Origin of the sequence: uncultured Algibacter sp., assembly GCF_947495675.1 — a bacterium.
GTDB lineage: Bacteria > Bacteroidota > Bacteroidia > Flavobacteriales > Flavobacteriaceae > Algibacter_B.
In genome coordinates this window covers 68,015-81,961 of record NZ_CANLZX010000016.1, presented here as the reverse complement: position 1 = coordinate 81,961, position 13,947 = coordinate 68,015, and the positions used below count along the sequence as shown (strand labels likewise).

The following is a 13,947-nucleotide window of genomic DNA, read 5'->3' as shown; positions in this document are numbered from 1 at the left end:
ACCATGTGACTCATAAAAAACAATAAAAACAAACACATGAAAGTTGCCATTTTTGGACGATATTACAACACTACAACACCAAAATCCGTTGAAACCCTTTTCAACTACCTTGAAAATAAAGGTATTGAAGCTTATATTGAAACGGAATTTCATAATCTTATTGAAAAAGAATCCCATAATATACTAGACTATCACAAGTACAAAACATTTAATGAGCTAGATAAGAGTTTTAGCTTTCTAGTAAGCATAGGTGGTGATGGTACTATTTTAAGAGCCACCATGTTTGTTAAAGATTTAGGCATACCAATTATTGGCATTAACACAGGAAGGCTTGGTTTTTTAGCTACCATTCAAGTTGATGCGATTGAAAAAGCGGTACAAGATATTATAGATAATAAATATAGAATTTCCGAACGTAGTATTTTAACTGTAGAAACATCATCTAAAAACAAAGACATAGAATCTATGAATTTCGCATTAAACGAAATTACGGTAAGTAGAAAAAACACTACTGCTATGATAACCATAGATACGTATTTAAATGATGAGTTTTTAAATTCTTACTGGAGCGACGGACTAATTGTATCAACACCAACAGGATCTACAGGCTATTCGCTAAGTTGTGGAGGCCCTGTAATTACCCCTGGCTCTAATAGTTTTGTATTAACCCCAATTGCTCCACATAATTTAAGTGCTCGACCTTTAGTTATTCCTGACTCTACAGAAGTACACCTTAGAGTACATGGCAGAGAGAAGCAACATTTAATATCGTTAGATTCCAGAATAGCAACATTAGATAATGGTACACTCATAAAAATTAAAAAAGCAAATTTCAAAATTAAAATGATAGATCTTTTAAACGAAAGTTTTTTAGACACACTTAGAAAGAAGTTACTCTGGGGAGAAGACAAACGCAATTCAACCAAATAAAAAAACAATATTTCATAAAAATTTTAGTTTTACACTAATACTATTCTGCTCAAATTATTATGAGCTAATCTTATTTATTATATTTGCAAACTTTTGAATATTTATGAGGCATTTAACCATATTGATATTAAGCGCTTTAAGCATCCAATTAAGCTATTCTCAAATTAACGAAATTGGCGTTTTTTTAGGAGGTAGTAATTTTATTGGAGATGTAGGCGCAACAAACTATATAAAACCAAATCAACTAGCTATTGGTGGTATTTATAAATGGAACAGAAGCAAAAGACACTCTTACAGAGCCTCATTAATTTTTAGCGAACTAGAAGGTATAGACAGTAATTCAGACGACCCAAGGCGTATTGAAAGAGGTTATGAGTTTTCAAGTAAATTGACAGAGCTTTCATTAGGTATGGAACTTACCTTCATTGATTTCAACCTACATTCTGGCAAAAAACTAATAACACCTTATTTATATTCGGGTATTACGGTAGGCTATCATGATAATCACTATTTTGAAAATAATGTACAAACACCAGAAGACACATCTAGTTGGGCTTTTGGAATTCCAATGGCTCTTGGTTTTAAAACCAATTTTATGGAAAACTTTATTTTAGGAATTGAGGTTGGAGCGCGTTACACCTTTTCTGATGAGCTTGATGGAAGTATTCCAGATGCAAAAGAGTTACAACAATTCCGTATCGGAAATATAAATAATAATGATTGGTATGTGTTTTCAGGAATAACACTAACTTATACCTTTGGAGAAAACCCTTGCTATTGCGTAGACTAAAATGGAATTAAAAAACAGCATACTTAAAAAAAGACTACCAAAACACATTGCCATTATAATGGATGGAAATGGGCGTTGGGCTAAACAACAAGGTATGATACGTGCTTTTGGTCATGAAAATGGAACAAAATCTGTAAAACAAACTGTTGAAGCTTGCGCAGAATTAGGTGTTGAAAATTTAACTCTCTATGCTTTTTCAACCGAAAACTGGAATAGACCAAAACTAGAAGTACAAACTTTAATGAAGCTTTTAGTCTCTTCTTTAAAAAAAGAAATTAAAACACTTCAAGAAAATAATATTAAGTTATCTGCCATAGGTTCATTAGGTACGTTACCAAAAAAAGTACATAACGAACTTTTTCAAGTTATTGAAAGCACCAAGCATAATTCAAGAATGACTTTAACTCTTGCACTTAGTTATGGTTCAAGAGAGGAAATCATAAACACTGTTAAAGAAATTAGTATTAAAGTTAAAAATAATATAATTTCGGCCGAAAATATTGATGAATCAATTATAAATGAGCATCTTTACACGCAAAATTTACCAGATGTAGATTTGCTTATTAGAACAAGTGGAGAACAACGTATAAGCAACTTTCTATTATGGCAAATTGCATATGCCGAATTATACTTTACAAGTGTATTGTGGCCAGATTTTACCAAGCAGCATTTGTATGAAGCTATTATTGAATATCAAAAAAGAGAACGACGATTTGGGAAAACAAGTGAACAACTTAGTTAAAAAAACATCTACAAATACATATTTAAAGTACTGTTTAATTATACTATTTACTATTAGTTGCTTTAATATTAATGCACAAAATGTAAATATTAGCAAAGGTAAAAAATATACTTTAGGCGAAATTACAGTTGCTGGTAATACCGCTTTTAGCGAACAAACTATTATAACCTATTCTGGATTAAGAAAAGGTAAAGAAATAGATATTCCTGGTGAAGATATTGGTAATGCCATTAAAAAACTTTGGAACTCTAAATTATTTAATGATATTGAAGTATATGTTACTAAAATAGAAGGCGATGTAGCATATTTACAAATTAAGTTAGCAGATTTACCTCAATTAAACGAATTAAAAATTAACGGTGTAAAAAAAGGTAAACACGAAGGAATAATTAGTGATAACAAACTAAAAAAAGGCGCTAAAGTAACTGAAAACCTTATTACTACAACCAAAAATTTCCTTACAAAAAAATACAAGAAAGACGGGTTTCTTAATACTAAAGTACATATTAACACCATTGAAGTTAAAGACTCTATTGAAACCTCTAGAGTAAATATGGTACTTAATATAGATAAAGGTGAAAAAGTTAAAATTAAAGATATAATTTTTAATGGCAACGATGTTCTAAGTGATAAAAAACTTAGAAAAAGCATGAAAGGAACTAAGAAAATAAATCGCCTTAGAATTTTAAAACGATCAAAATACATAGACTCTTCTTATCAAGCAGATTTAGGGCATGTTATAGATACTTACAAAGAAAATGGTTACAGAGATGCCCGAATTTTATCGGATAGCATTACCTATAATGATGATAAAACCATATCGCTTCATATAAATGTTAAAGAAGGTGAACCTTACACTTTTGGAGATATTAAATTTATTGGAAATACCGTTTATACAAACGAGCAATTAAGCAGATTATTACGTGTTAGAAAAGGAGATACTTATAATGGTATTTTATTACAAAAAAGAATTGCAGATAATTCTAAGCCAGATGCTCAAGATATAACAAACCAATACCAAAATAATGGTTACCTATTTTCAAGCATTAATCCTGTTGAAGTAAGTGCTGATAATAATATAATTGATATTGAAGTAAGAATATCTGAAGGTAAACCGGCATATTTTAATTCTGTATCAGTCATTGGCAATGATAAAACTAACGACCACGTTATTTATAGAGAACTTCGTACAAGACCAGGACAACTATACAGTAAAGCAAATGTTGTACGTACTGTTAGAGAACTTGGGCAGTTAGGATTTTTTGATGCTCAAGAAATCTCACCTAATTTTAATAACCCTAACCCAGTAGAAGGTACTATTGATATGGAATATGCTGTTAAAGAAACAGGATCTAGTCAAATAGAATTACAAGGTGGTTATGGTGGTGGCGGTTTTATAGGAACGCTAGGTTTATCTTTTAACAACTTTTCTATAAAAAACATCTTTAAAAAGGATGCCTACAAACCAATACCTATGGGTGATGGACAAAAACTAGCTTTACGTTTACAAGCTAGTCGTTTTTATCAAACGTATAGTTTTTCATTCTCAGAGCCATGGTTAGGTGGTAAACGCCCTGTACAATTTTCAACATCGTTATCACACACCAAGCAATTTTTATATGATTATACTACCGGTAATGCAGATAAAAGTAAAAGTTTTAATATAACAGGTATAACTTTTGGTTTGGCTAAAAGATTATCTGTACCAGATGATTATTTTACTTTGTCGCAAGCTGTAAGTTTTCAACGTTACGACTTAAATAATTATAACACCGGTTTATTTACTTTTGGTAATGGATTTTCAAACAACCTATCGTATACTTTTGGTTTAAGTAGAAATAACACTAGTGTTGATCCTATTTTCCCTACTGGAGGTTCTAATTTTAGCTTTACGGCTAAATTCTCTCTTCCTTATTCAATGTTTAATGGTGTAGATTACGAACAACTCTCCATAGATTATGACGAGGCATTAGAAGATCGAAACGCTGCAATCAATGCCGCAGGTGCTAACTACCTAACTGACCCGAACTATATAGCAGCAAATGATGAAATTACCGAAATAGATCAAAAAAGATATAATTGGTTAGAGTTTTACAAAGTTAAATTCTCTGGTGAATGGTATACACAAATAGCTAAAGACCTAGTTTTAAGACCAAAAATTGAATTTGGTTTTCTTGGTGCCTATGATAATAATAGAGGAGTAATTCCATTTGAACGCTTTTATTTAGGTGGTGATGGTTTAGGGAATTTTTCGTTAGATGGTAGAGAAGTGATTCAATTAAGAGGTTATCCTAACAATTCTCTCACACATCTAGATGAGTCAACTGGTCGAGCTTCACAAGATGGTTCAAGTATTTATAATAAATTTTCATTAGAGCTTCGTTATCCAATTACATTAAAGGCATCAGCAAAAATTTATGCTTTAGGCTTTATAGAGGGTGGTGTGTCTTCAAATACATTTAGAGATTATAATCCTTTTAGCATCAATCGTTCTGCTGGTTTAGGTATTCGTATTTTTATGCCAGCCTTTGGTTTATTAGGTATAGATTTCGGACATGGATTTGATCCTTTACCAGGACAAACTGTTAAAAACGGATGGGAAACACATTTTATAATTGGACAACAGTTTTAAACAAAAAAAATACTTTGGCACGATATTTTCTAATAACACTTTGATGATTTGCAACAGAATTGAAATTTTTAAGATTAAAATTCGTTAATTTTGAAAATACAATTCTAAAAGGCAGAAAAAATCATCTGTCATTTTTAGAATTTATATGCCATAAATTATAAAATATTAAAACAGATGAGAAACAACGTTCTTTTTTTACTGACATTAGTTTTTATGTTAAGCTTTTATGCCAACGCTCAACGCGGGGTAAGAATAGCTTATATAGATACCGAGTATATTTTAGAGAATGTTCCAGAATATCAAGAAGCAACAGCACAATTAGAAGATAAAGCTCAAAAATGGAAAAATGAGATTCAATCAAAATTAACAGCTGTTGAGCAAAAGCGAAAAGATTTAAGTAATGAAAAAGCGCTTTTAACAAAAGAATTGATTGATGAACGTGAAGAAGATATCACTTTTGAAGAAAACGAAATTCTAGATTATCAACAAAAGCGTTTTGGACCTAATGGCGATTTGTTTATTCAAAAAAAGCAGTTAATGCAGCCTATACAAGATCAAATATTTTCAGCCGTTCAAGATATGGCAGAAGGCAGGAAATACGATATTATCTTAGATAAGACTGAAACTAACATGCTATACTCTAATAAATCACTAGATGTAAGTGAACAAGTATTAAGAAGTATAACCAGATCATCTAAACGTCAACAAGCTAACACAAAAGCAGAACGTAAAGCTGCCGAAAGTGAAGAAATAATTCCTGAAATAAATGAGGAGTTGGAAGCTAGAGAAAAAGCTTTAGAAGAAAAGAAAGCAGCTAGAGAAAGTGCTGTTGAAAAACGCAGACAAGAAATATTAGCAGCTAGAGAAGCTAAGAAAAAAGAAGCAGAAGCTAGACGCCAAAAAGTATTAGAAGATAGAGAAAAAGCAAAGCAGGCAAAATTAGACGCTAGAAGTAGTAATACAACTGGAACTGCTAAAAAAACTGAAGAAGAAGCAATTAAAACTGCTAAAACAACAACAGAAGGAGTTACTAAAACAAAAGAAGAACTAATAGAAGAAAACAGACAAAAGAAATTAGCGGAAAGAGAAGCAAGAAAAAAAGCTTTAGAAGCTAGAAAGAAAAAAATATTAGAAGAACGCCAAAAGGCAAAAGACAGTATAAACAATAACTAATAATAAATTTATAACACAATTAATACTATTTAAAATGAAACAAATTAAAACTCTCTTATTAGCAACTGTATTATGTATTGCAGCAGTAAGCTTTACACAAGCGCAAAGTAAAGTTGCACATATAAATACACAAGAATTGATTGCAGCAATGCCAGCAGCAAAAACGGCTCAAGCAGAAATTGAAGCATTAGGTAAAACCTACCAAACAGATATTCAAGCATCAATTACAGAATACCAAAATACAGTTAAGCAATATGAAGCTGAAGCATCTACAAAAACAGATGAAGAAAACCAAAAAAGAGGTTTAGAGCTTCAAGAAAAACAACAACGTATTCAACAATTTAGAGCAGATGCTCAAAAAGATTTAGCTAACAAAGAAGCTGAATTATTTAAACCTATTCAAGAAGCTGCCATGAATGCAATAAATGAAGTTGCTAAAGCTAAAGGTTACGAATATGTTCTAGACAGAGCTACTTTAATTGTAGCTAACGGTACAGATATTTTAGCAGATGTAAAAAAACAATTAGGCATCTAAAATAAAATTTATCACAATATATTTAAAAGCTGCTTTTTTTAAGGCAGCTTTTTTTATTAAAAAATTATAGTTTAAAGATTATTATAATAGAATTATTTATTTTTAAATAAATTAGCTTTATTGTGCATTCCTCGTTATTTTACTTGAACAAACTTACATTTATGTTTTTATGAAACACAACCCTATTGGCATATTTGATTCTGGTGTTGGTGGTACTTCCATCTGGAAAGAAATCTATTCAATACTGCCAAATGAGCGTACTATTTATTTAGCTGATAGTGCAAATGCGCCATATGGACCAAAAGGAAAAGAAGCTATAATTGATTTAAGTATAAAAAATACCGAATATTTAATAAGTAAAAATTGCAAGCTTATTGTTGTGGCTTGTAACACGGCAACTACCAACGCTATAGATTACTTAAGATCAAATTACGACATCCCTTTTATTGGGATAGAACCAGCTATAAAGCCAGCTGCTTTAAAAACAAAAACTAATGCTGTTGGAATATTGGCAACTAAAGGCACTTTAACTAGTGAGTTATTTTCTAAAACAGCAAACTTATTTGCTAATGATATAAAAATTGTTGAAAAAATTGGCGATGGTATTGTTGAACTTATAGAAAGTGGCAAGCTACAATCTGAAGAAATGAAGGCGCTTTTAAAAATTTATTTAGAACCTATGATTAAGGCTAACATTGATTATTTAGTTTTAGGTTGTACACACTACCCTTATTTAATTCCAATACTAATAGATTTACTACCAAATCATGTTAAAATTATTGATTCTGGTGAGGCTGTAGCAAGGCAAACCAGAGCTGTTTTAGAAAAAAATGATTTATTAAACACTAAAACTACACAGGCTCTAAATGAATTTTACACTAATGGAAATCTAAATGTGATGAAACAACTTTTAGGTGAAAATTTCGTTGTTAAATATCTTGATTTTTAAAAGAATTATTACTGTCTAGGGTTATTAAAGCCCTTCTTCTTTTTGGTAAACATAAAAAAATAATTTCACTAAAATAAGCATCTTAAACATGCATAGGTTACCAAATTATTCTTTAAACCAACTTGAATATTTTATATAAGCATCTGCAATGCGGTTTATTTCACCTTCAATATGTGCTTTGCTTACATTTTTAACTTTTTTAGCTGGCACACCTGCATAAATACTTCCCGATTCTACAACTGTGTTTTGAGTTAAAACAGCGCCTGCAGCCACTATACTATTGCTTTCTATTACGCAACCATCCATAATGATACTGCCCATACCAACTAAAACATTATCTTGAATGGTACAGCCGTGTACCAAGGCATTATGCCCAATAGAGACATTGTTGCCAATGGTTGTGCCTGCCTTTTGGTAGGTGCCGTGAATGACAGCGCCGTCTTGAATATTTACCTTATTACCCATTTTTATAAAGTTAACATCACCGCGAACTACGGCACTAAACCAAATACTACATTGATTACCCATGATTACTTCACCAACTATGGTTGCATTTTCTGCAATGAAACAATCTTCTGGTATTATAGGTGAATTTCCTCTAACTGTTTTTATTACTGGCATAAGAATAGATTTTTTATTTAAAATATGATAATAATTCTGATTTTTTTGAGGCAGAAACCATGACTTGTTTTCCATTACTTAATAATACGCTTCCGCCCTTTCCTTTGATATATTTCACAACTTCATTTACATTAACTAGGTAAGATTTATGTACGCGTGCAAAACCAGAATTGATTAATGCTTCTTCAAAATACTTAAGTGTTTTACTTACTAGTTTCTTTTTATTATTGTTTAAATAAATCTCTGTATAATTATCATCTGCTTTACAATACAGAATATCTACAGTATTTAATATTTCAAAACCATCTAATTGTGGAATAGTAATTTTACCTGCAACCGCATTTGTTTTAGGCACAAGTATTTCATCTTGTAGTGCATCTTCTTTAGTTTTTATTTCTGTAACGTAATCTACGGCTTTAATAAGCTCGTCAATAGAAATTGGTTTCATTAAATAGTAACTAGCATGTGCATTTAAAGCATCTATTGCATAATGGTTATAGGCAGTTACAAAAATAGTTTCAAAATTTACATCACCAACTTTATCAAGTAAATCGAAGGCGTTTCCATAAGGCATTTCTACGTCTAGAAATACTAAATCTAAATCGTTATTTCTAATTAAAACCAAAGCTTCTTCAACATTAGCTGCTTCACCTAAAATAGTTACATTTGGACAGTATTTATTGAGGTAATTTTTTAAAATATCCCTACTGGTTTCTTCGTCTTCGACTATAATTGAGGTTAGTTTCATATTATTTATTTAAAGAGACTTTACTAATTTCTTAATCCTTTTTAAGTGTTACTATTACTTTTGTACCTGCATCTTCTTTATTTTGAAAATCATCAATCAACACATCAACTTTATCTTTATACATCTCGTTTAAAATAGACACGCGCTTTTTAATATTACCCATGCCTTTTGAGTTTTGCTTTTGTTGATTTTTAGTTTTTAATGCTATTGATTTTTCGCGTCCTATACCATCATCTGTAATGATAATTTTAATTTCATTTGGCGTACTTTGTTTAATAGCTATATTTAGGTGACCCTTAGTTTTTTTGTATCGCAACCCATGCCAAACGGCATTTTCAATATATGGTTGTAATAGCATAGGCGGTATTACAAAATCTTTTACTGCAATACTTTCATCTACATGTATTGTATAATCAAATTTGTCTTGAAATCTAAAATGTTCTAGTTTGGTGTATAATTCTAAAAGTTTTATTTCTTTTTCAAGTGGTATAAAATCTTCTTCACTATTTTCTAAAACAGCTCTCATTAAAAGTGAGAAATCTGTTAAATATTTGTTTGCTGTCCGTTCATCATTTGATGCTATAAAACTGTTTACAGAGTTTAAAGCATTAAAAATAAAATGCGGATTCATTTGACTACGCAAACTTTTTAAGGCCAATAAATTATTAGCTAAGCGTTGTTGCTTTATATATTTATACATTAAAAATGCTCCTATAAGCAATAGGATTAGCCCACCAATTAAAGAATAAATAATTAGTTTTTGGCGTTTAGCCTGCTCTTTAGATAATTGATACTTACTCTCAGATAATGCTCTATCACTTTCTAAACTCGAAATCCGGTTCTGTTTACTAACAATATCTTTACTAAATCTTGCTGCTTGCGAAATCTCTTGTTCTTTTTTAGAATAAAGTTTATCAACTAATTCCACATAATCTTGATAGGCTAATAATGCTTTATCAAACTGTCCTGCATCTCTATAAACTTCAGATAGTTTTCTGGTTGCATCTTTTTGAACAATTAAATCTTCCTTACTGTCTGCTTCTTTAATACTTTTCTCTAGATAAGGAATAGCATTACCATAATCGCGTTGAGATGCGTATGCATTACCAATCTTATAATTTTGTTTTTGGGGTGTTAATGCACTTTCGTTATTTATAAAATCTGCCTCATTTTCAATTTCACTTATGGTATTTAAAGCTTCTTTTCTTAATTCAATTTCATCAGAATAATTATTGACTTCATTTTTAAAATCTGCCACTTTAATTTGTTCTTCAACAGCTCGTTTTTTGTTTTCGCTATTAGCCAGCTTCATAGATTTATTAAAAAAACCTTGTGCTTTTTGTGTTTCTCCCTTAGCATTATATGTTTGAGCTATTTTAGAGTTTAAATCGGTAATTTTTGGAGTTATTAAATGCTTTTGCGCTACTTGTAATCCATCTTGATAAGCACCTAAAGAAAGGTTGTACGATTTTGTTAAAAGATACACGTCGCCAAGGCCTTCGTATAAATTACATAACTGCCAATTAGTTAATTCACTTTTGTTAACTCCGTTATATGCCTGCAAACTTTCTTGATAGTTTTTATTCTGCATATAGGCTTTTGCTAGCTTTAATGAAACAACGTTCGCTTTGGTGTTTTGTAAACTAATTCTATAATTTGAAACCGCTAAATCGTATTGTTTCCAATACATATAAATATCTCCTAAAACCTCGTAGGCTTCTCCATTTTGCTTGGTAGAATTACTTTCTGATAACGCATCTGCAATAAATTGTATACTTGTCTTTGCATCCTTTTTTAAATAAACTTCGGCAGAATCTATTAATGGTTTAAACGACTCTCTTGGGGTTCTTGAAATGGATTTAAACTTAGATTTTTTTACGTCTTCGTTATCATTAGCTTCTACTTCTACTTTAATACGTTCATTACTTTGAATAATATAAAAAACGGTTTCAAAATCTTTATGCCTAATAGTAAGTTCGTCGCCTTTTCTAGCTTCAATTCTAAACTCTCCAAAAACATCAGTAGCAGAGTAACCACCTCCATTAACTTCAATATTAACATTTTCAATGGGTTTTTGAGTATCGCTTTCAACCACCGAACCTCGAATTGTAAATTTTGGTCCACGATTTAAAACATCATTGTTTTGAGCATTTAAAAAAATACTGCTCAAAACTAATATAAACACACATAAATATTTTACACCCAACTGCATACTTTATTTTAAGTAGATAAACTTACGCACTTTACTTGGTTTAATAAAATGATGGTTTAACAAAAATGATAGTTTAAAACACTAAAAAGATGCCTTTACAAACTTAAAAGATGCGTTTACTCATTTAACTTACTGTATTACTCATTCTACTTTTTTTAACAATTAAGTTGAACATAGTTTTACGGTGTAGCAATTTTAACATTAATCAAAAAACAAAAAATCATGAAAACGTATTTCAAAACACTTTTATTAAGTTTTACATTAATAGGGTTTTTATCTTGTAATGCAAATAGCAAAAAACAATCTGTTGCATTTAACAATACTAAACCAGAAAATTACGAACCCAATAAACAATTTATTAAAGTCGCACTTTTATTAGATACTAGCAATAGTATGGATGGGTTAATTGACCAAGCTAAAGCACAACTTTGGGATATAGTAAACGAATTATCGTATGCAAAATGTGGTAATAAAAAGCCAAATTTACAAATTGCTTTATACGAGTATGGCAATGATAGATTAAACGGAAGAGAAGGCTATATTAGGCAAGTTTTAGCTTTTAGTGACGATTTAGACGACATCTCCAAAGAGCTTTTCTCTTTAACAACAAATGGTGGAGAAGAATATTGTGGACAAGTAATTCAAACCTCATTAAATCAATTAAACTGGGGTAAAAATGCAGACGATTTAAAACTTATTTTTATTGCTGGAAACGAACCTTTTACCCAAGGAAAAGTAAATTATAAAGATGTCTCTTTAAATGCAAACGAAAAAGATATAACTATAAATACTATTTTTTGTGGTGATTATAATCAGGGTATTTCATCTCATTGGAAAGATGGTGCTCAATTAACACATGGCGATTATATGGCTATTAATCAAAACAGAGCAACAGTACATATTGCATCTCCTTATGATGATGATATTTTAATTTTGAACCAAAGGCTAAATAAAACTTATGTGGCTTACGGCTCTAGAGGAAGCAAAAAAATGGCACTTCAAGCAGAACAAGATATGAATGCAAGTGGCTATAGTAAAGCTAATGCTGTAAAAAGAACCATTAGTAAAAGCTCTCATTTATATAAAAATAAAAGTTGGGATTTAGTTGATGCCTTAGAACAAGAAGAAGACGTGCTTAATAAAATCAAAGACCAAGAACTTCCTGAAGAATTAAAAGGCAAAACAAAATTAGAAATTAAAACTTATGTTTTAAATAAAAGTAAAGAACGCGAAGCAATACAGAATGAAATTAAAATATTAAATGCAAAACGCAAGTCTTACATTGCTAATCAAAAAAGTGAGAAAGCAAATAATTTAGAAAATGCCATGACCAATGCCATTAAAGAGCAAGCTAAGAAAAAGAAATATACATGGAAATAATCTCTTATATGTTTTCTTAGAAATTAAAAATCCCGCTTAAAAGCGGGATTTTTGATTAAATATTTTAAAAAATAATTTTTCAATTTAATTAACTGCAGGACAATTACAAGAGTATTTCTCTCTTTTACAACTAAAGTTATATCCAAGTGTTAATTGGTGAAACCCACCACTAGTAAAAACTATTGGATTGGTTTGATATGTGTATGTATATGCAAACATAAAATCATTATAATTAACACCTAAAATTCCAGTTACTTGATTAAGTTTTTGGCTATTTACAGTTGTTCCATCTAAATACTCTGCACCATCCAAACTTTGTCTGTAAGATACTCCTCCCCATAATTTACCAAAATCCATTTGCTTGTAAACTTTACCGTTTAAATCAATACTAGATTCTTTAGTTAAATCTCTATATTGGAACATTAATGAAGGTTCGTAACTCCATTCACTACCAAATTTACTAAAAACACTCCCAACAGAAACTAAGTAACGTCTTAAGTTACTTGTTATTTCTAGATCTTTGTTTACACCAGAATTTTTCAATATATTTTTTACTGTAGCATGCGCATAAAAATCAAGATAATGGTATGAGAAGCCCAGGTCAACATTAAAATTAGTCTCATTTTGTACAATGCCACTAATTAAAGGATCAGCAATTGGTGAACCATCTAAAAACGTAGTTTCGTCTAATTGATACTGAATAAATCCAGCACTTAAACCAAATGATAACATATTTAAATCTGCTTCACTTCTAGAAAACATTAAGTGATGTGCATAAGTTAAATATCCTCCTTTTTGAGAATGATACCCATTCTTGTCTGAATATAAAATACCTCCAATTGCAGATTGAGAATCTCCAATCCTGCCATTCATACTAAGTGTAACAAGCTTTGGAGCATCATCTTGACCAAACCATTGTTGCCTTGCTGTTAGCCTAACTTTAGAACAGTTAGCAATACCAGCCATAGATGGATGAATTAGATAGTAATTATCTGTTAAATAATCTGTATAAATTGGCATTCCTTCCTGGGATGTAGCAATGTTAGAAAACACTACCATAATAGCCACTAAAATGATATTTTTTAATTTCATAAACTTTATTACCAAGTAGGTTTAGTTTAATACAAACGTCTTGATTCTTAAAAAATTACACATAAAAAAGATAAAGCTTGCCCTTACCCTTAACGCCTTTTAAACAGGCAACAAAACTCAAATATATGGATAACTAAAGTTTT

At 30.6% G+C, this 13,947-nt stretch carries 12 protein-coding genes; 8 read left to right on the top strand and 4 right to left on the bottom strand.

Annotated elements, in window-relative coordinates:
- The first annotated feature begins 36 nt into the window (after positions 1 to 36).
- The 7 genes from Q0842_RS11965 to murI all read left to right on the top strand — a co-directional run bounded on the left by Q0842_RS11965 (position 37) and on the right by murI (position 7,751).
- Positions 37 to 930: an NAD kinase gene (locus tag Q0842_RS11965; protein WP_298498336.1), complete on the top strand. Its 894-nt coding sequence runs from the start codon at positions 37 to 39 to the stop codon at positions 928 to 930.
- Between the two features lie 103 nt (positions 931 to 1,033).
- Entirely contained in the window at positions 1,034 to 1,720 is a 687-nt protein-coding gene (locus tag Q0842_RS11960) for a DUF6089 family protein (protein WP_298498335.1), read from the top strand.
- A 1-nt stretch (position 1,721) separates the two neighbouring features.
- The gene (locus tag Q0842_RS11955) at positions 1,722 to 2,462 is read left to right on the top strand and encodes an isoprenyl transferase (protein WP_298498334.1); all 741 of its coding nucleotides are present in this window, start codon (positions 1,722 to 1,724) and stop codon (positions 2,460 to 2,462) included.
- Positions 2,395 to 5,094 carry an outer membrane protein assembly factor BamA gene (gene bamA / locus Q0842_RS11950; RefSeq protein ID WP_298498333.1) on the top strand — a complete coding sequence of 900 codons (2,700 nt, stop codon included), beginning with the start codon at positions 2,395 to 2,397 and terminating at the stop codon, positions 5,092 to 5,094. The genes Q0842_RS11955 and bamA overlap by 68 nt, the downstream gene beginning before the upstream one ends.
- Before the next feature lie 213 nt (positions 5,095 to 5,307).
- On the top strand, positions 5,308 to 6,267 hold the full coding sequence (locus Q0842_RS11945; RefSeq protein ID WP_298498332.1) for an OmpH family outer membrane protein: 960 nt from the start codon (positions 5,308 to 5,310) through the stop codon (positions 6,265 to 6,267).
- 34 nt (positions 6,268 to 6,301) lie between these two features.
- The gene (locus Q0842_RS11940) at positions 6,302 to 6,802 is read left to right on the top strand and encodes an OmpH family outer membrane protein (protein ID WP_298498331.1); all 501 of its coding nucleotides are present in this window, start codon (positions 6,302 to 6,304) and stop codon (positions 6,800 to 6,802) included.
- Positions 6,803 to 6,971: 169 nt separating this feature from the next.
- Complete coding sequence (murI, locus tag Q0842_RS11935; protein ID WP_298498330.1) at positions 6,972 to 7,751, top strand: glutamate racemase; 780 nt, start codon at positions 6,972 to 6,974, stop codon at positions 7,749 to 7,751.
- Between the two features lie 105 nt (positions 7,752 to 7,856).
- Here the strand turns inward: murI and Q0842_RS11930 are convergent, their stop codons facing one another.
- The 3 genes from Q0842_RS11930 to Q0842_RS11920 are packed head-to-tail and all read right to left on the bottom strand — an operon-like array spanning position 7,857 to position 11,290.
- Positions 7,857 to 8,372, bottom strand: a complete 516-nt coding sequence (locus Q0842_RS11930; protein WP_298498329.1) for a gamma carbonic anhydrase family protein — start codon at positions 8,370 to 8,372, stop codon at positions 7,857 to 7,859.
- 13 nt (positions 8,373 to 8,385) lie between these two features.
- Positions 8,386 to 9,120 carry a LytTR family DNA-binding domain-containing protein gene (locus Q0842_RS11925; protein WP_298498328.1) on the bottom strand — a complete coding sequence of 245 codons (735 nt, stop codon included), beginning with the start codon at positions 9,118 to 9,120 and terminating at the stop codon, positions 8,386 to 8,388.
- Between the two features lie 31 nt (positions 9,121 to 9,151).
- Complete coding sequence (locus tag Q0842_RS11920) at positions 9,152 to 11,290, bottom strand: histidine kinase (protein WP_298498327.1); 2,139 nt, start codon at positions 11,288 to 11,290, stop codon at positions 9,152 to 9,154.
- 264 nt (positions 11,291 to 11,554) lie between these two features.
- Here Q0842_RS11920 and Q0842_RS11915 point away from each other — a divergent pair, with 264 nt between their 5' ends.
- Positions 11,555 to 12,712: a VWA domain-containing protein gene (locus tag Q0842_RS11915; protein WP_298498326.1), complete on the top strand. Its 1,158-nt coding sequence runs from the start codon at positions 11,555 to 11,557 to the stop codon at positions 12,710 to 12,712.
- A gap of 84 nt (positions 12,713 to 12,796) precedes the next feature.
- Here the strand turns inward: Q0842_RS11915 and Q0842_RS11910 are convergent, their stop codons facing one another.
- Complete coding sequence (locus tag Q0842_RS11910) at positions 12,797 to 13,804, bottom strand: type IX secretion system membrane protein PorP/SprF (protein ID WP_298498325.1); 1,008 nt, start codon at positions 13,802 to 13,804, stop codon at positions 12,797 to 12,799.
- Between the last annotated feature and the right edge of the window lie 143 nt (positions 13,805 to 13,947).

Bases quoted from the DNA above. Each gene is read 5' to 3' on its own strand.
- Q0842_RS11945 (WP_298498332.1), top strand. From the start codon at position 5,308: ATGTTAAGCTTTTATGCCAACGCTCAACGCGGGGTAAGAATAGCTTAT.
- Q0842_RS11960 (WP_298498335.1), top strand. From the start codon at position 1,034: ATGAGGCATTTAACCATATTGATATTAAGCGCTTTAAGCATCCAATTA.
- Q0842_RS11965 (WP_298498336.1), top strand. From the start codon at position 37: ATGAAAGTTGCCATTTTTGGACGATATTACAACACTACAACACCAAAA.
- Q0842_RS11940 (WP_298498331.1), top strand. From the start codon at position 6,302: ATGAAACAAATTAAAACTCTCTTATTAGCAACTGTATTATGTATTGCA.
- Q0842_RS11925 (WP_298498328.1), bottom strand. From the start codon at position 9,120: ATGAAACTAACCTCAATTATAGTCGAAGACGAAGAAACCAGTAGGGAT.
- Q0842_RS11915 (WP_298498326.1), top strand. From the start codon at position 11,555: ATGAAAACGTATTTCAAAACACTTTTATTAAGTTTTACATTAATAGGG.
- Q0842_RS11955 (WP_298498334.1), top strand. From the start codon at position 1,722: ATGGAATTAAAAAACAGCATACTTAAAAAAAGACTACCAAAACACATT.
- murI (WP_298498330.1), top strand. From the start codon at position 6,972: ATGAAACACAACCCTATTGGCATATTTGATTCTGGTGTTGGTGGTACT.
- Q0842_RS11910 (WP_298498325.1), bottom strand. From the start codon at position 13,804: ATGAAATTAAAAAATATCATTTTAGTGGCTATTATGGTAGTGTTTTCT.
- bamA (WP_298498333.1), top strand. From the start codon at position 2,395: ATGAAGCTATTATTGAATATCAAAAAAGAGAACGACGATTTGGGAAAA.
- Q0842_RS11930 (WP_298498329.1), bottom strand. From the start codon at position 8,372: ATGCCAGTAATAAAAACAGTTAGAGGAAATTCACCTATAATACCAGAA.